This window comes from Treponema denticola, assembly GCF_024181605.1.
GTDB lineage: Bacteria > Spirochaetota > Spirochaetia > Treponematales > Treponemataceae > Treponema_B > Treponema_B denticola_B.
Map to the genome: position 1 here is coordinate 748,967 of NZ_CP054477.1, position 16,313 is coordinate 765,279.

The 16,313-nt window shown below is 38.4% G+C and carries 17 protein-coding genes and 1 pseudogene; 11 read left to right on the plus strand and 7 right to left on the minus strand.

Annotated features, from left to right (window positions below; all coding sequences use genetic code 11):
- Positions 1-57: 57 nt before the first annotated feature.
- The 6 genes from murG to E4N80_RS03235 all read left to right on the plus strand — a co-directional run bounded on the left by murG (position 58) and on the right by E4N80_RS03235 (position 6,483).
- Positions 58-1,224: an undecaprenyldiphospho-muramoylpentapeptide beta-N-acetylglucosaminyltransferase gene (gene murG, locus E4N80_RS03210; protein WP_253700405.1), complete on the plus strand. Its 1,167-nt coding sequence runs from the start codon at positions 58-60 to the stop codon at positions 1,222-1,224.
- 45 nt (positions 1,225-1,269) lie between these two features.
- Positions 1,270-1,737: a CvpA family protein gene (locus tag E4N80_RS03215; RefSeq protein WP_002683442.1), complete on the plus strand. Its 468-nt coding sequence runs from the start codon at positions 1,270-1,272 to the stop codon at positions 1,735-1,737.
- Between the two features lie 208 nt (positions 1,738-1,945).
- Positions 1,946-3,235 (plus strand): DNA polymerase III delta subunit-related protein, encoded by a 1,290-nt coding sequence (locus E4N80_RS03220; RefSeq protein ID WP_253700406.1) that lies wholly within the window; start codon positions 1,946-1,948, stop codon positions 3,233-3,235.
- On the plus strand, positions 3,232-4,479 hold the full coding sequence (locus tag E4N80_RS03225) for a two-component system sensor histidine kinase NtrB (protein WP_253700407.1): 1,248 nt from the start codon (positions 3,232-3,234) through the stop codon (positions 4,477-4,479). The genes E4N80_RS03220 and E4N80_RS03225 overlap by 4 nt, the downstream gene beginning before the upstream one ends.
- The gene (locus E4N80_RS03230; RefSeq protein WP_253700408.1) at positions 4,476-5,897 is read left to right on the plus strand and encodes a sigma-54-dependent transcriptional regulator; all 1,422 of its coding nucleotides are present in this window, start codon (positions 4,476-4,478) and stop codon (positions 5,895-5,897) included. Before E4N80_RS03225 ends, E4N80_RS03230 begins: the two co-directional genes overlap by 4 nt.
- Positions 5,884-6,483 (plus strand): SAM-dependent methyltransferase, encoded by a 600-nt coding sequence (locus tag E4N80_RS03235; protein WP_002683439.1) that lies wholly within the window; start codon positions 5,884-5,886, stop codon positions 6,481-6,483. Before E4N80_RS03230 ends, E4N80_RS03235 begins: the two co-directional genes overlap by 14 nt.
- On the opposite strand, the gene E4N80_RS03240 is transcribed toward E4N80_RS03235, so the two are convergent.
- Positions 6,473-7,369 (minus strand): P-loop NTPase family protein, encoded by an 897-nt coding sequence (locus E4N80_RS03240; protein WP_253700409.1) that lies wholly within the window; start codon positions 7,367-7,369, stop codon positions 6,473-6,475. The two genes, E4N80_RS03235 and E4N80_RS03240, sit on opposite strands and share 11 nt — an antisense overlap.
- A 6-nt stretch (positions 7,370-7,375) precedes the next feature.
- On the minus strand, positions 7,376-8,653 hold the full coding sequence (locus tag E4N80_RS03245; protein WP_253700410.1) for a S1C family serine protease: 1,278 nt from the start codon (positions 8,651-8,653) through the stop codon (positions 7,376-7,378).
- A gap of 154 nt (positions 8,654-8,807) precedes the next feature.
- Here E4N80_RS03245 and E4N80_RS03250 point away from each other — a divergent pair, with 154 nt between their 5' ends.
- The gene (locus tag E4N80_RS03250; RefSeq protein ID WP_253700412.1) at positions 8,808-10,064 is read left to right on the plus strand and encodes a cation:proton antiporter; all 1,257 of its coding nucleotides are present in this window, start codon (positions 8,808-8,810) and stop codon (positions 10,062-10,064) included.
- A 115-nt stretch (positions 10,065-10,179) separates the two neighbouring features.
- Positions 10,180-11,829, plus strand: a complete 1,650-nt coding sequence (locus E4N80_RS03255) for a Na/Pi cotransporter family protein (RefSeq protein ID WP_253700414.1) — start codon at positions 10,180-10,182, stop codon at positions 11,827-11,829.
- Positions 11,830-11,848: 19 nt separating this feature from the next.
- On the opposite strand, the gene selB is transcribed toward E4N80_RS03255, so the two are convergent.
- Positions 11,849-13,621 carry a selenocysteine-specific translation elongation factor gene (gene selB, locus E4N80_RS03260; RefSeq protein WP_253700416.1) on the minus strand — a complete coding sequence of 591 codons (1,773 nt, stop codon included), beginning with the start codon at positions 13,619-13,621 and terminating at the stop codon, positions 11,849-11,851.
- 134 nt (positions 13,622-13,755) lie between these two features.
- Here selB and E4N80_RS03265 point away from each other — a divergent pair, with 134 nt between their 5' ends.
- A complete protein-coding gene (locus E4N80_RS03265; protein WP_002690512.1) occupies positions 13,756-14,007 on the plus strand; it encodes a hypothetical protein in 252 nt (83 codons plus the stop codon).
- Positions 13,985-14,410: a type II toxin-antitoxin system VapC family toxin gene (locus tag E4N80_RS03270; protein ID WP_253700418.1), complete on the plus strand. Its 426-nt coding sequence runs from the start codon at positions 13,985-13,987 to the stop codon at positions 14,408-14,410. Before E4N80_RS03265 ends, E4N80_RS03270 begins: the two co-directional genes overlap by 23 nt.
- Before the next feature lie 4 nt (positions 14,411-14,414).
- On the opposite strand, the gene E4N80_RS03275 is transcribed toward E4N80_RS03270, so the two are convergent.
- The 4 genes from E4N80_RS03275 to E4N80_RS03290 form a co-directional block, all read right to left on the minus strand.
- Positions 14,415-14,639, minus strand: coding sequence for a hypothetical protein (locus E4N80_RS03275; protein ID WP_253700420.1), 225 nt, complete (start codon positions 14,637-14,639; stop codon positions 14,415-14,417).
- A gap of 15 nt (positions 14,640-14,654) precedes the next feature.
- Entirely contained in the window at positions 14,655-15,035 is a 381-nt protein-coding gene (locus tag E4N80_RS03280) for a hypothetical protein (RefSeq protein WP_253700422.1), read from the minus strand.
- Positions 15,036-15,473: 438 nt separating this feature from the next.
- Complete coding sequence (locus E4N80_RS03285; RefSeq protein ID WP_253700423.1) at positions 15,474-15,872, minus strand: type II toxin-antitoxin system HicB family antitoxin; 399 nt, start codon at positions 15,870-15,872, stop codon at positions 15,474-15,476.
- A 2-nt stretch (positions 15,873-15,874) separates the two neighbouring features.
- The gene (locus E4N80_RS03290; RefSeq protein WP_253700425.1) at positions 15,875-16,057 is read right to left on the minus strand and encodes a type II toxin-antitoxin system HicA family toxin; all 183 of its coding nucleotides are present in this window, start codon (positions 16,055-16,057) and stop codon (positions 15,875-15,877) included.
- 67 nt (positions 16,058-16,124) lie between these two features.
- On the opposite strand from E4N80_RS03290, the pseudogene E4N80_RS03295 reads away from it, so the two are divergent.
- Positions 16,125-16,199: pseudogene (locus E4N80_RS03295) on the plus strand (type II toxin-antitoxin system HicB family antitoxin); the annotation flags it as partial.
- Positions 16,200-16,313: the final 114 nt, after the last annotated feature.

Consider the following 16,313-nt stretch of genomic DNA (forward strand, 5'->3'; position numbering starts at 1 on the left):
TGTAGAAGTTTTTTGCAGCCCTTTTCAAAATTGTGTCATTGTGATACACTTATATTTATGAAATGTGTTGTTTTTACCGGAGGCGGAACGGGAGGGCATATTTTTCCCGGACTTGCCGTTGCCGAGGCCTTGAGCTCTTCTTTGGAATGTAGAATAGTTTGGCTCGGCTCTGCTAAGGGAGTTGACCGCAAAATAGTTGAATCTTCCGAGCTTTACTCGGCTTCTCCTTCAGTTCTTGAATTCATAGGTATTCCTGCCGGAAAATTGAGGCGGTATTTTAGTTTTCAAAACTTTATAGATGTTTTTAAGGTTGCAGCAGGCTTTATAAAGTCCTTTTTTATTCTTTTAAAGTTAAAACCTATTTTTGTTTTTTCTAAAGGCGGCTTTGTTTCGGTTCCTCCCTGTGCCGCTGCAAAATTCTTAAAAATTCCGGTTATCACTCACGAGTGTGATTTTTCGCCCGGCCTTGCAACAAGGATTAATTCTAAATTTGCAAATCGTATTTTGGTTTCATATCAAGAAACGGCGGAGCTCTTACCGGCCTCTCTCCGCTCAAAGGTTATATGTACCGGAAATCCCGTCCGCTTAAGTTTTTATTCGGGCAGGCCTGAAAAGGGGCTCTCCTTTTTAAACATAAAATCGGACTTACCTGTTTTGTTTGTTTTAGGCGGAAGTCTAGGTGCAAGACAGTTAAATGATTTGATTTCAGATTCAATCGAATATCTTGTAAAGCATTTTGTTGTGGTTCATCAGATTGGGGAAGCCAATATGGATCAGGGACAAAAAATTAAAGAAGGCCTTTTAAGATCTTCCCCCGAATTTGCAGAAAACTATAAACCCTATCCCTTTATAAAAAAAGAGATGGCCGATGTTTTAAGCCTTTCTTCGATTGTGGTGTCGCGGGCAGGTGCCAATACGGTTTGGGAATCGGCAGCTGCCGGTAAGCCTATGATTTTGGTTCCTCTTGAAAAGGGAAGCTCCCGCGGCGATCAAATAGAAAATGCCGAATTCTTTAAGAAAAAAGGTGCCGCAGAAATTCTTTTGGGTGAAGATGTAAGGCCCGATATTTTTATAAGGCTTTTACGGGAGCTTGGTTTTGAAGAAAACATAAGCGGAAACGAAAGGCTAAAAAATATGGCTCTGGACTCTGCTGCCTTAGCCGGTGAAAAACCGGCCATTGTAATTGCGGACTTTTTAAAAAATTTTTTTACCGTTAAGGATTAGGAACTTTAAATAGATGAGGATTATTAAATGGTGGAGAATAATTAAATGCGGATAGGAAGTGCCGATATAGTTTTTTTGATTATATTAAGTTTTTTTGTTATTAAGGTTACAGTAACCGGTTTTATAGACGAGTTTTTTTCAAAGGCTGCGGTTATTGTCGGCGGGCTTATAGCTTTTTTGTTTTATAAATTGCTTACCCCTGTAATTACCGAGCTTCTTGGCGAAAAGGCCTTATCCGCCGTGATAGCTTTTTTGATTTTATTTTTATCCGTTTATTTGATTATAAAATTGGTTCAAGTTTTTTTAGGCTCCCTTTTTTCAAGCGAGTCATTAAAAAATTTGGACAGGTCATTGGGTTTTTGTCTGGGCCTTGTAGAAGGCTTGATTGTAATAGGAGTTATCCTCATGCTCATAAATATTCAAACCTTTGTTTCATTCGATAAAATATTAAGTGAAAGCATTTTTGCGAAAATCCTTTCTCCATTTATTTTAGATATAACTAAGCAGTTTTAGGAGTTGGATAAACCTTGCAAAAAGTTTTTATAGGGGGTATGATAAACAGTTCGGCAGAAATTCAGCCTCACTGTTTATCTGGCGAGTTTTGTACCTACGGTACAAAACATCGCATTATTGTATGTAGTTTTGCATAAAGCAAAACTACTTGAAAAAACTTTTTTCGCAAATTGCTATTTGCTGCAAAAAGTTTTTATAGGAGTTGTAGATGTTTGAAAATCTCATAGATCAAGAAGCGGGGCTTAGGCTCATTCAAGATATAAAACAAAAAAAACTTCCGCCTTCGATTTTGTTTTCGGGGCCTGAATGTTCCGGGAAGCTGACCGCAGCCCTTGAGCTTGCCCGTTCCGTTTCTTGTACCGAATCGGGACAGTGGACCTGTACCTGTTCTTCATGCTTGAGGCAAAAAGAGATGATTGCTCCCGATGTTCTTATTTTGGGAGCACGGGACCACAGCCCCGAAATCAAGGCTGCCTGCGAGACCTTATTAAAAACAAAAACTCTTTCTTCGAGATACTTATTTTTGCGGGCTATTAGAAAACTTACTGCTCGATTCGATCCCCGTCTTTGGGATACGGATGAAACAAGATTCGTTAAAGCCGCCCCCGTCATTGCAGAGATTGAAGAACTCCTAGCCGATCTATGTTCCGGCCCTATCGAAACTATAGATGACAAGGTGCTTAACAAAACTGCGGAGGCTCTTGTTTTAAAATCCGCAAAACTTCAAGACGAATGTATGTACGATACTATTCCCATAAATCAGGTTAGAAAGGCTTCATCATGGGTACGCCTAATGCCTTCTGGAATCAAAAAAGTATTGATTGTCGAAAATGCCGATAAGATGCAGGAAGGTGCTAGAAATGCTTTTTTAAAAATTTTAGAAGAGCCGCCTTCTTATGCCGTCTTTGTTTTAACTACCGCTCATCGGGGAGCGATTATTCCGACGATACTGTCAAGGGTACGCACTTATACTTTTAAAGAAAGAGATAAAAAATCCCAAGAAGAAGTTATAAGGCGGGTTTTTAAAGGAGAGCCTTGCCATGAACCCTTCGGTAAGTTCAATCTTTTAAGCTCCTACCTTTACGGTTTTTTACCGGTAAGTTTTCGTACGATTCAAAATGCGGCATCCTTATTTTATGAGTATGTTTTTTTGCTCATAGACAGGCAAAATAAAATTCTCCCCTCGGCTCTTTATAATTCGATCTCAAATTACAAAAATAAAAACAAGTATGACAATTCAAATTGTACGGTTTCAAATATTGTAAATATTTTAAATAAATGTAAGCCTCATACGATTTATATTTTGTTCTTAAACAGTCTTTTATTTTTTTTACAAGACGGCTTAAAAAATGAAGAATGTTCCGCCTTGGAACTTGAATCTTATTTTAAAATAACGGCTTTAATAAAAAATGCCGAAGCTGCCGTAGATATTTTTAATATTTCTCCTCAAGCCGCTTTAGAAAACTTAGCAGAAGGAATTAAGGAAAAACTTATATGAGAGAGTTTATGAGAAGGGGAATACAAAAATCCCCAAGCATGAATGAAGCTCAGCTGCGTACATTTGTAAAGCTGCTTGCAAACGAGTATTCTCTATTGGATTCAGTAATGGATTCTTTAAATGACGGCGTTATAGTTGCAGATTCCGAAAATAAGATTATAAAATCGAATAGGGCTGCAGAAAGAATTTTAGGAACCTCTTTTAGAGGAACCTCTCTTAGAAGCTCCTCACTTGGCGGTTCCGCTTTAGGAGAAGGCCATGAAAAAAATGTCTGGGAACATATAAAGATTCAAGATATTGCCGGCTTTGTTTCTTCGGTTATTCAAAATGAAAGCGGACAAACTTCAAAAGAGTTTAACCTCAAAGCCGATAAGCCTGAAGGTAAAAATAAATATATTGAAGTTTCGGTTCTTCCCTTGGTAAACGAAAAAAAAATTAAAGGTACGATAATTATGATTGCGGATATTACCGAAAAAAGAATTGAAGAAATTAAAAACCGCCGTCTTGAAAATCTTGCAAGCCTTACAAATGTTGCAGCTGCCGTTGCTCACGAAATAAAAAATCCTCTTGCAGCAATCAGCATTCATTTACAGCTTTTAAAGAAAAATTTTACGGCCTGTAATTTATCCATAAACCAAAAAGCTCAAAAACACATAGGCGTTATCGAAGAAGAAATTGAAAGGCTAAATAAAATCGTTGTGGATTTTTTGTTTGCCGTGCGTCCCTTAAAATTCGAGTTTGTTCCGGTAGATATAAATGTCCTTTTAAAGAATTTATACGATACTTTTTTTGACGAGTTTAATGACAGCGGTATAGCTATTTCTCTTAGCTTTTCAAAGGAGCTTCCTAAGATTCAAGGCGATGAAAGATTTTTACGGCAGGCATTTATGAATGTCCTAACAAATGCAAAAGCCGCAATGCCGAATGGAGGCTTTTTGGATATATCGACAAAGGCAGTAAACGATTTTATTATTGTAACTATTTCGGATTCAGGGCAGGGTATTTTACCCGAAGATATGCATAAAATATTTGAGCCTTATTTTACGACAAAACATGACGGAACGGGTTTGGGGCTGACCATGACTTATAAGGTTATAAAAGAACATGGAGGAGACATAAATGTTTATTCGGATTACGGCATGGGAACAAGTTTTAAATTTTCTCTTCCGATAGAACGTAAGGGTGCAATGCTTTTACTCTCCGATAAAACTTTTGATTTTGATTCGGTAAAGGATATAAAATGAAATTCAGTATTTTAGTTATTGATGACGAAAAAAATATTCGTGAAGGCCTTGCAATGGCCTTGGAAGATGAAGGCTATGAAGTAATTACTGCCGATAACGGAAAAACAGGTTTGGATATTGCCTTAAAAGACGAAGTCGACCTTGTAATTACCGATCTAAAAATGCCTGAAATAAGCGGCGAAGAGGTCTTACGTGAAGTTATTTCAAAAACCCCGGGAGTTCCCGTAATTGTTTTAACCGGACACGGTACGGTAGAAACGGCTGTTGAAGCCATGAGGATGGGGGCCTATGATTTTTTAACCAAGCCCTTGAATTTGGAACGCCTTTTTCTTTTAGTAAAAAGAGCCTTACAAAACAGGGCCCTTGTTCTTCAAAATAGGGCACTTTTACATGACATTGAAACCAAACAAAGTTTTGAAAATATTATAGGCAAGAGCCCTCTTATGGAAAAGGTTTTTGAGAATATAAAAAAAGTTGCTCCTACAAAGGCCAGCGTCTTAATTACCGGAGAAACGGGAGTCGGAAAAGAATTGATTGCTCAGGCCATTCATAATCTTTCAAACCGTAAGGATAAGCCCTTTGTTCAAGTCCACTGTGCTTCCTTTGCCGAAAGCCTTTTGGAGTCCGAACTTTTCGGCCATGAAAAAGGAGCCTTTACAGGGGCCGTACAACGCAGCCGAGGCCGCTTTGAAATTGCAAACGGCGGTTCTCTTTTTTTGGACGAAATAGGCGAAGTCAACCAAATGATACAGGTAAAACTTTTGCGTGTTCTTCAAGAAAAAAAGTTTGAGAGGGTAGGAGGTTCTGAAACTCTCAGCGTAGATACAAGGATAATCGCCGCAACAAATAGGGATTTGGCAGAAGAAATAAAAAAAGGAAATTTTAGGGAAGATCTTTATTTTAGATTGAATGTAGTGCATATTCACGTGCCTCCCTTGCGTGAACGAAAGGAGGATATTCCTCTTTTGGCTGCTGCCTTTATCAAAGACTTTGCCGAGGAGAACGGTAAAAAAATAGATTCTATAGAGCCTCGTGCAAGAGCTGCAATTTATAATTATGAATGGCCCGGAAATATAAGGCAGCTTCAAAACTGTATTCAAAGTGCCGTTGTAATGAGCTCCGATAATGTAATTCACTTTGACGACTTACCGGAAACCTTGCGCGAAAAGGCGGAGGCTTCTTCAATCCGTATACCTATGGGAGTAAATATGGCCGAAGCCGAAAAGCAAATTATTTTACAGACTCTTGCAAACCAAAATAACAATAAATCAAAGACAGCCGATATTTTGGGAATAGGCAGAAGGACCCTCCATCGAAAACTTGATGAGTATGAGGCGGAGATTAAAGATGATACTTCCCGAATGTTGGAAGAAAAAGAAAATCAATCCAAAAAGGAAAAATCAAATGGCAAAAAATAAATACAGCGAACCTGATTATTGGTCAAAAAAAGCTTTTGCCGAAAATTATCCTGCTCGTTCCGTATACAAACTTGAAGAGATAAATAAAAAATTTAATCTTTTTTCTCCTAATGATAAGGTACTGGATTTGGGAGCGGCTCCCGGAAGCTGGACTGTCTATGTTTTGCGCTTTTTAAATAAGGAGGGAAGGGTAACTGCCGTCGACTTAAAGCCCTTGGATTCTTCAGTCTATGATGAGAGGCTTAATTTTTTTCAAGGCGATATGTTCGATAAGGGAATTATAAAATCGGTAAAAGAATTGGGGCCTTATGATGCTGTTATCTGTGATGCAGCTCCTGCAACAACAGGAAACAAAACCGTTGATACGGCCCGTTCTTCAGGTTTGGTAGAGCTTGCGCTTTATTATGCTCAAGAGCAGCTTAAACAAGGCGGTTCTTTTGTCGTAAAGATATTCCAAGGCGGAGATCAGCAGATCCACTTAAACAATTTACGAAAATGTTTTAAGACGGCAAGGGCCTTTAAGCCGGAAGCGTGCCGCAGTTCAAGTTTTGAAACCTATCTAATAGGTTTGGATTTTAAGGGTTAGAATCTTCCCTGTTGATTATTTTATCGATTATAACATTTATCTGAATAATCAATATACCTGTGTACCGCTCTATTTGTTCGATTATATATTTTTGGAGCTGATTGATCTTTCCGGTCAGCTGTGTTCCAAAAGGAATATCAACAGTCAGATCAAGTCTGTATCCGCCTTCTTCTTTTTTGATGTTGAGCTTTTTAATAACTACTTCTTTATCGTACTCTTCAATACAATTAAACACCATTTGAGTTAGAGCGGATTCGGATATTTCGACCGTACCGACTTTTGAGAATTCCGGGCGGACTACGGATTTTTCAAAAAGCTTTGATTGTTCGGTTCCTACAAAGGGCGTTTTTTTCTTTTTAAAAAAGAGCCTTATCTTATCGTAAAATATTTTCGGATAGTTTCTTTGGACTTCCAATGAAGGAACAGGTATAACATGTTTTCCTTCAACCCGCCTTGACCTCATTGCAGTTTCAATTTCTTCTCTGCTTGCAATGTCTTCAATTTTAATTATTTTTTGAGGTTGAGGAATTTGAAGGCGGGCGGCAATCTTGTTTACCATCTTTTCGGAAGTTCCCAATATTAAAATCTTTTTAAAGCTATGGGATTGTAAAGCCTTTGCCGCCCCATCTCTATGTTTTTTATCGTCAAATAGGGCAACCTTTACAGCTGCCAAAAAAGTTTTTTCCATTTTTGCAGATCGGCCTGCAATTATCTTATCGTTATAGATTAAAAGCCCATCATCGATGATGAGCTTAATACCGTATTTTTCGGCAAGCAGTTGAGCCCTAAAACTCTTTCCGGTTCCGCTTTCACCGACAAGGGCATAAACCGAGACTCCTTTAATCTTCCATGAAATTTTTTTAAAGAGTTTTTTTAAATCGATCATCGGCTCTTAATTTCGTTCCGATAAGGTTAAGTTTAAATCGACAAGTTTTTTTCCTCTGATAATTTTAACCTTCACCGTTTCACCGGGTTTTTTATCCTCCAGTACCGAGTAATAATCGGTTATGTTATTTATCTTTTGTCCGCCTATTTCGACGATTATGTCGCCGCCTATGTAAAAGACGGAACTGTATCTGCCCACTCCTGAACGCACCGCTTCATTTCCTCCGCGAAGGCCGGCCTTTGCCGCATTGCTTCCTTTTTTTACCTCGGAAACAAGGAGCCCGTAAGAAACGGGGAGTTTTGCATAAGAGGCAAGTCTTCCTGAAACTTGAACCAAATCGGCATCGATAGAACCGCGGATAACCTTTCCGTATTTTAAGATATCTGCAACGACTCTTTTAGCCGTATTTACTGGAACTGCAAAGCCGACTCCGGCCGAGCTTCCCGATGTGGAATAAATCATAGTGTTTATTCCTATCATTCTTCCTTGAGTGTCTAAAAGAGGGCCGCCTGAGTTTCCGGGGTTAATTGCCGTATCTGTTTGAATCATGTTTTTGATGATAATATTTTTATCGTTTTGAATCGGGCGTTTCAATGCCGAAACTATTCCGTCTGTAAGAGTTCTTTCCAGTCCGAAAGGATTTCCGATAGCTAAAACTCTTTGGCCGACTTTTAAATTGGCTGAGTCGCCGAATTTTATTGCCGTAAGTTTAATATTTTTAGGCGGATCGAATTTTAAAACCGCCAAATCGTTTTCCTCATCTGTTCCCACTACTTTTGCCTCGTACTGACTTCCGTCAGAAAGAGAAATAAAAATCTTTGAAGCTTCTGCAATTACATGTGTGTTGGTCAGTACCAATCCGCTTTCGTCGATTATGGAACCCGAACCTGAGCCGCCTTCAACGGGAACGGGCTCAAAAAACCAGTTTACTCCCATGGTTTCGGTGGTTATGTTTACGACAGCTTCATTGGTCGATTCGTATACATGAATATTCTGCGATTCGGCTGGAGTATAGCCCATGTAGCCTGTTTCATTTGAAGTGCTTAAAGCAGCCATATTTCCATGCTGCTGCATATTTAAATTTTGTGAAGTTTCCGTCTGAGCAAATCCGTCTTCTGCATTTTTTTCAAAATCGGCAGAGCCGTTTGAGGCTTCACTTTGAATTTCATTTAAGCCGGCGTTTCCTGTATTGTATTTTATACCGGCAAAAAAACCGGCACTTGCAAAAATCAAGGCTGCAATGAGCGAAAATACAAAGGTTTGTCTTCTACTGTAAAGTTTCATAATGACTAAAATTCTCCTATAATTATAGTCTATTAAAAATACCCCCTATTTGTCAAGCGTGGATGTAAAAATCTTACCGTAGTTATGTGCAGCAATGCGGTACTATACGAATAAATGATACTGTGATATAATGGACTAAAAATGGGAGCTGTTTATGTCTGCTGGTGCAATACCTATTGGCGAAATTGCTTTGCAAATCGTCCTTTCCGTTGGAATTATCGTTATTGTTGCAAAGTACCTCGGCCTTCTTGCAAAAAAACTGAATATTCCGCAAGTTGCCGGTGAAATTGTTGCAGGGCTTTTATTACGCTACCTGCCTTTTTTTCGTAATTTCGGCGGAGTCGAACCGAACATTATCTATGCCGAAACCAATCAGTTTATCGGATATATGTCGGAAATCGGCGTTATCCTGATTATGTTTTCCGCCGGATTGGGTACTAATTTAAAATCACTTGTTGCATCCGGTATCAAATCCACAGTGATCGCTGCCTGCGGCGTTATCGTCCCATTGGTTTTAGGTACGGCTATGGCCTTAGGTTTTTGGGGCTTCGACGGTTTTGGAACCCCCGTATTTTATCAAGCCCTATTCATCGGGACTATTTTGACGGCAACTTCGGTGAGCATTACCGTTGCTGCATTGAAAGAGCTGGGAAAGATAAATTCGGAAGTCGGACAAACAATTATCAGTGCCGCAATCATCGATGATGTCTTAGGCATTATTGCATTAACGGTTGTACTCGGTGCAAGTTCCGGTAAGGGCGACTACCTCGGACTTATTATAAAAACGGCAGCGTTCTTTGCCGCTTCGCTGGTAGTAGGCTATGTGATTTACCGAATCTTCAAATGGTATGATAAGAGGCATCCTCATACTCACCGTATTTCGATTTACGGGCTAGGGGTTGCGTTGATTTTTGCCTATTGTACCGAACGATTTTTCGGTATTGCCGATATTACCGGTGCCTATGTTGCAGGGGTTGTATTGTGCAACTTGCATGATGCTTCCTATGTGGAAAAGAAAATAGACATCAATTCCTATATGTTTTTTAGCCCTATCTTTTTTACCGCTATCGGACTTAAAACGGACTTAAGCGGACTGAATATGAACTTACTATGGTTTTCATTATCCTTTGTGCTTGTCGGTTGTATCAGCAAAATAATCGGCTGCGGCGGTTCGGCATTGACTCTGGGCTTTAAGCGGAAGGAATCGCTCCAGATAGGGCTGGGAATGATGGTGCGCGGTGAAGTAGCCCTCATTGTAGCTCAAAAGGGACTTGCGGCCGGGATGGTTAAAGCCGAATACTTTACACCGGTCATTTTGCTGATTATCGTTTCCTCCATGATTGTGCCTATTTTGCTGGGAAAAGCATTTTCCGATAGGTCTGTTGAACCTCCAATGAAAGAACAGGTATAGCATCTTGCCTTCAATCCGCCTTTATCTTATTGCAGTTTTGATTTCTTATTTTTAAATACGCCCTATTTGTCATGCGTGGATTGAAAATTCTTCCGTTTTTTGATATACTGGTTTCATGTCTGTAGTTTCTCTTGTATTCCAGATGCTTGGAAGTTTAGGTTTAATCTTATACGGAATGAAGATGATGAGTGACGGTATTCAAAAAAGTGCCGGCGAAAGTTTACACCGTACACTCAATTTTATGACGGGAAACAGATTTTTAGCTGTTTTGACGGGTATAGTTGTTACCGGTATTGTTCAATCCTCAGGTGCTACAACCGTTATGACCGTTTCATTTGTCAATGCAGGGATGTTGAGTCTTCAACAGGCTATAGGCGTAATTTTCGGTGCAAACATAGGTACGACCGTTACTGCATGGATAGTTTCACTTCTCGGCTTTAAATTTTCTATAGCAAGCATAGCTATTCCCGCCTTTGGAATAGGTTATTTTTTAACCTTTTTTAAAAAACTTAAAAAAGACAATCTGGGTGAAGCCATCATGGGCTTCGGTCTCCTTTTTACGGGCTTGGATTTTTTGGCTTCCGCTGTTCCGAATATTTCGGGTGAACAGATTGCCCTTTTTTCGGTTTTTAAGCAGACAGGTATTCATAGTATTATAATCGGCGTTATCCTCGGTTTTGTGCTTACTGTTTTTCTTCATTCGTCGAGTGCGACAACTGCCGTTCTTTTGACAATGGCTCATACAGGGATAGTGGGCTGGGAATTTTCTGCAGCCGTAGTTTTAGGAAGCAATGTCGGTTCTACCGTAGATGCGGTATTGGCCTCAATAGGAACAAAGCTTAATGCGAGGAGGGCGGCGGCCGTACACGTTTTGTTTAATGTTGCAGGAAGTATTTTTACCCTAATTCTTTTTACACCGTTTTTATCCTTAGTGGATTTGATTTGCCCTTCAAGCAGTCTTATGACTAAAATTGCAGTGTTCCATACCTTGTTCAATCTAATCAACACTCTTGTTGCCATTCCGTTTGTAAATCAAATTGCAAAATTTGTGTGCCGGCTTATTAAACCCGGAGAAGATGAAGAGCCTGCCCGCTATGTTCTTACCTTTCAAGCACCCGGTATGAAAGAAAACACGGAGGCCTATGTGCTTCGTGCCGAGGTTGAAATTCTAAAGATGTCCGGTATTGTACGGGAAATGTTCAGTCTCTTACGTTCTCTTTTAAGCAAGGAAGAAAACGTTTCAAGAGAATTTGTGATAAGGCAGTTGACTGAAAAAGAAGATTATACCGATCAGATGCAGGAAGAGCTTTCTGTATACCTTATTAAAACTTCTCAGCTTTCTTTATCCGAAAAAAACAGAAAGAATGTACGCCTTATGCTCGGTATTGTAGATGATATAGAAAATATGACCGATCAGATTTTTGAGTTAGGTCTTTTTATAAACCGAAGTATAGAATTAAAGATGCCCATCAGCCAAGACGATATGGATAAACTTTTGCCCTATATGGGGATTGTAAATCAGTTTATTCATTTTGTTCACGAACACTTAAATAAGCCTCTTGCAGCTGAGCAGCTTGCAATGGCCCACGAAATGGAAGAATCTATCGATGCGATGAGGCAACACTTAAAACATCTTGCCCGTACCCGCTTGGAAAAAGGTGCAAACGTAAAGGCTGAGCTTTTGTATATCGACATGGTCCGCAACTTGGAAAAAATAGGAGATTTTGCTTTTAGCATTTCGCGTGCCCTTGCCGAAACCGAATAAAAATTTTTACCACCACTATTTACAATACAATTCTGTCGTTATCTTGCCTTTTTAGCTTGCCTTCTTTTTCGAGAAGGTTAAGAATCGGAAGAATGTATTTGCGGGAAAGGCCGGTTACCTCCCGTGCATCGGCTATAGAAATCTTATCCCCTGTTTTGTATTTTGCAAATAATGAATTTACGGCCTTTTTGTAAAAATCCGTATGGTAGTGTAAAAAGTTTTCAAGGCAGATAAGCTTACCTAATTTTATCAGGTCTCTGGCTTCTTTTCGGGCTTGAGGAAGTTTTATCTTGTCTATTTCGATGCCTTCAAAGCCAGCCTTAAAGGCTGCATCCAAAAGGGCCTTTGCATTTTTAGAAATATCTTCGCCCGTTCTTCCGCTCAGTTTATAAATATGAGCTTCTTTTTCCAGTTTTTTTTCATCGCAAAGTTTTTTTAATACTGTAGTTTTTACCCTTTGCGGAACAGGTAAGTCCACTTCTTCAAGGGTAAAACCTGCCTGACTTTCTTGAGCCGTTTTTAAAATTTTATTTTCCCAAAACTCAAGCCGCTTTTTTAAAAAACGCCAAGAACCATACTCGATAACTTCATTCTTATCCGATGTGAGCTCTTGGGTTTTGATTTTAGTATCCTCGACAAAGCCTTCAATATTAAACTTGTAGCTGTGAATTGAAGGAAGTTCCTTATCCCTGTAAACCTCAAAGGCTTCCTTAAACTGAACTCTTTTATAGCTTGGAAAACTTGCGAGCACTCTGGCCGAGGCTAGAATTTCGCTTCCTCCGTGCCTTATTAAAACGGCTCTTTGATTCCAAGCAGAAGCAACGGGTTCTTCTAAAGAAAGACGGCCCAAGCTCCTGTCGAATTGGTTTAAGTGAATGCTGCCTATTGCATGGGCACTTCCAAGGGCTATTTCAATTTCGGCATGGTTTTTAAAGCCCCCTTCCTTGTTTGTAAACACCTCATCGATGCGTACTAAAAGTTCTTTTCCGCTTAAAACAAAATTTGAATCCTTTTCAGCTAAGAGCATTCCTCTTTCAAGATTTGTTTTTTCTCCCAGCTTTAAGTTGAGGGCTGTCCGCGTACCTGGGTCTATTTTTTCCACATCCTTATGATGGTTTTGTATCGATTTAATTCTACATTCTTCATTTGAAGGATATATCTGCAAGCTGTCGCCCGTATGCAGGCCTTTTCCTCTTAATGTTCCGGTAACGGTGGTTCCTATGCCTTTTAGTACAAAGACCCTGTCTACATATAAAAAGGGAGTAGGCGGGCTTTGCTTTTTTGATGAAGAAAGAAGTTTTGTAATTTCGGCTTTGAGTTCCTCGATTCCGCTTCCCGTAAGGGAAGATACGGCGACGGCAGGAAGTTTCCTTCCGATTATTTTTTCGCATTGGGCATTGGCATCTTCGATTAGAAGTTCAAGCATGTCCTTTTCTGCAAGGTCGGATTTTGTGATTACAAGAAGAATGGAGTCTATCTTCATGGCCTTCAGTACACGCAAATGATCGGAGGACATCTGCATCCAGCCGTCATCGGCTGCCACTATTAAAAGAGCCGCATCCAAGCCCCATGTGCCTGCAACCATGTTGCGGATAAAGCGTTCATGGCCGGGAACATCTACTATGCCGACAGTACCGTGAACAGGATCTTCAAGCGAAGCAAAGCCGAGCTCTATGGTCATCCCCCGCTTTTTTTCTTCAGGCAGATGACTGGTTTCAATTCCTGTAAGCCTTTTTACCAAGGCAGTCTTTCCATGGTCTACATGTCCCGCTGTTCCCAAAATATACGGCATTCTTTCCCCCAATCAATATTATCGTATTCAGAGTATTTTAGCATAACTAAGGGATTAGGGGAAGAGGGAGATGATTTGTGCGTGTACTTGACAAGCCGATTTTTTTGTATTACACTTGTAATACGGAGGTTGCCATGACAACAGTAAGACTTCCGGTAGAGTATGAACAAAGGCTTAATTTTCTATCTACCGTAAAGAAAAAGAATAAAAGCGATTTAATAAAAGAAGCTCTTGATATGTTGTTCCGCAATGAAGAAATGGAAATTGATTCGTATGAGCTGGGAAAAGAATATTTCGGCAAATACGGGAGCGGAAACTCAAATCTATCGGTTTCTTATAAGCAAAAAATCAAGGAGAAAATAAATGCTAAATACCGTCCTCATTGATACAGGTCCCCTTATTGCTTTGTTTGATAAAGACGATAAATATCATTTAAGTGTTATAGACTTTATCAAAGACGGTAATTATAGATTTGTATCAACCATTGCAGTATTAACCGAAGTAATGTATATGCTTGATTTTAATATAAAAGTTCAAATTAATTTTTTAGAATGGGTAATGAAAAAAGGGCTTATTATTCATGATATTAATAAAAACACTATCAAGAGAATCTCCGAATTAATAAATAAATATTCCGACAGGCCAATGGATTTTGCGGATGCAACATTGGTAGCCGCTGCAGAAGAGCGAGGAATCAATCGGATAATCAGCATAGATTCGGATTTTGATATCTATCGCTTGCACGGTAAATCAAAGATAGAAAATATATTTAAAAAGAGATTTAAATAAGCTTCTATAAGTACATATCATATTCTTCAGGTTTGATGTCCGGCACTTTATCCAAAACGGACAAAAACTTTTCTTTCGAGCCTTTTTTTGACCGTTTTTCAAGATAGTTTTCGGTTTGTAGTGCTGTCAATTTTTCGCCTATTGCAGCCGTTATAAACTGATTGATTGAAATGTTATCGAATTTGGAAAGTCTTGATATAGAGGTTTGCGGAACGAATCCACATATCAAGACTAATTTTAAATATTATAAAATATCTTTAAAATCAAATGTACCAATACCGAATATAGTCAATTTTTTATTTACAAACGGTATAGTTTGATTAGGTTGTGTAATTCCTGCAAATGTTGCATTGGTAATCTTTGCCTTGAATGTACCTCCATCATTTACAACTTCAAAATTACCTTTTCCAGTTTGTCCGCCTTTTTCTAATGTGTATGTACCTTTGTTTGTTGTTTTATCAAATGTGTTAATTGTCAAAATTGCTGTTCCATCTTCTGATTTTAAAACGGCAAAAGGCTTCACTGTTTTTGATGTATTTGCTTGCGGGCAACCTGTCATCATAAATACTGTACCTATAAGCACAACCAACATTCCAATCATTGAAACTATTTTTTTCTGTTTCATTTTAACCATCCTTCTTGCAATGTTTTTCACTGCAATTTAATTTTTTATCTAAAATGTTGATCGGTTCCATTACCCGTCTTTTTACCGACAGGTCAATCAAACATGTTTTAGCCGGCTTAGCATTTATTAATGAGGAAAAATTTTGATAATTAAGAAATTTATTGAAAGCATTATTTAACAAAAAGAATTCTTTAACATGAGAATAAAAATAAAATAAAAATCTAGTGATTAGAGATATTAGAACTAATAGAGAAAATGGGGGGGGGTAAACTTAGGCTAACATTTTTCTCTGTATTTTTCAACATCGAATTTGAGCTTTGAGAAAAATTAAATTGCAAGCCGTTTAAAATCAGTTTTACCATAGGGTAATACTAGTGTATAAGCGATGATTTGTCAAGTCTTGAATTTGGGAATTTTTTGGGGGAGAATTTTTATGGTTTAAAAATTTATAAATTTATAGTCAAATATTTTTTGCAATTTTGCTATTGTTTTTAGGGTTGGATTTGTTTTTTTCGGATTCTCTAAATTCTGATATTGCTGATACGATATATTGAGTTTATCTGCTACTTCAATTTGCGTTTTATTTCCTCTGTTTTTACGAAGCATAATCGCAAATGCAATATTAGGTTCAACCTCAACAGCATATTCGGAGATAAAATTAGGAAGAGCTATTTTTATTCCACGTGATGTTTCACTTTCTAAAACTCCGTTTAATGCTTCTCTTGCCATTTCTAAGGCTTCTTTTTTTGTATAGCCGAAAGTAAAGACATGCGGCAGATCAGGAAAAGCAACATAATAAACTCCATCTTCTTTTTTTAACGTACAGTAGTATTTCATCATCACTCCTTAATTCCGGCAAGGCGGAAAATATTTTTTACAGTGCCTATCGGCAAGTCTTTGCTTCCATGAACAGGTACAGGAATAGTTTTGTCATCTTTAATAAAGATATGATGTGAACCTTTTATTCTATCAATAGTCCATCCATTTTTCTTTAATATTTTGGTTATTTCTTTACCTGTCATATTTAAATAATACAATATATAAGTTGTATTGTCAAGATATGAGAATAAGTTTTTTATGTTTGAAGCTGCCGAAACTGCCAATCTTAATTTTTCGCAAGAATTGCAAAATGCCCTTAAAGCAAAATTACAGATTGGGGTGTAGCAAAGAATGTAATACAGCTAACTTTACGAATGGGTAGTAAATATACAGGAAATGATGTATAATAAAACGTTTATTTTAAGCGGTGTACATACCGCTGTACAAGGTGTGTTATAA

Coding starts and splice junctions, on each gene's coding strand:
- murG (WP_253700405.1), top strand. CDS start 58: ATGAAATGTGTTGTTTTTACCGGAGGCGGAACGGGAGGGCATATTTTT.
- E4N80_RS03215 (WP_002683442.1), top strand. CDS start 1,270: ATGCGGATAGGAAGTGCCGATATAGTTTTTTTGATTATATTAAGTTTT.
- E4N80_RS03220 (WP_253700406.1), top strand. CDS start 1,946: ATGTTTGAAAATCTCATAGATCAAGAAGCGGGGCTTAGGCTCATTCAA.
- E4N80_RS03225 (WP_253700407.1), top strand. CDS start 3,232: ATGAGAGAGTTTATGAGAAGGGGAATACAAAAATCCCCAAGCATGAAT.
- E4N80_RS03230 (WP_253700408.1), top strand. CDS start 4,476: ATGAAATTCAGTATTTTAGTTATTGATGACGAAAAAAATATTCGTGAA.
- E4N80_RS03235 (WP_002683439.1), top strand. CDS start 5,884: ATGGCAAAAAATAAATACAGCGAACCTGATTATTGGTCAAAAAAAGCT.
- E4N80_RS03240 (WP_253700409.1), bottom strand. CDS start 7,369: ATGATCGATTTAAAAAAACTCTTTAAAAAAATTTCATGGAAGATTAAA.
- E4N80_RS03245 (WP_253700410.1), bottom strand. CDS start 8,653: ATGAAACTTTACAGTAGAAGACAAACCTTTGTATTTTCGCTCATTGCA.
- E4N80_RS03250 (WP_253700412.1), top strand. CDS start 8,808: ATGTCTGCTGGTGCAATACCTATTGGCGAAATTGCTTTGCAAATCGTC.
- E4N80_RS03255 (WP_253700414.1), top strand. CDS start 10,180: ATGTCTGTAGTTTCTCTTGTATTCCAGATGCTTGGAAGTTTAGGTTTA.
- selB (WP_253700416.1), bottom strand. CDS start 13,621: ATGCCGTATATTTTGGGAACAGCGGGACATGTAGACCATGGAAAGACT.
- E4N80_RS03265 (WP_002690512.1), top strand. CDS start 13,756: ATGACAACAGTAAGACTTCCGGTAGAGTATGAACAAAGGCTTAATTTT.
- E4N80_RS03270 (WP_253700418.1), top strand. CDS start 13,985: ATGCTAAATACCGTCCTCATTGATACAGGTCCCCTTATTGCTTTGTTT.
- E4N80_RS03280 (WP_253700422.1), bottom strand. CDS start 15,035: ATGAAACAGAAAAAAATAGTTTCAATGATTGGAATGTTGGTTGTGCTT.
- E4N80_RS03285 (WP_253700423.1), bottom strand. CDS start 15,872: ATGAAATACTACTGTACGTTAAAAAAAGAAGATGGAGTTTATTATGTT.
- E4N80_RS03290 (WP_253700425.1), bottom strand. CDS start 16,057: ATGACAGGTAAAGAAATAACCAAAATATTAAAGAAAAATGGATGGACT.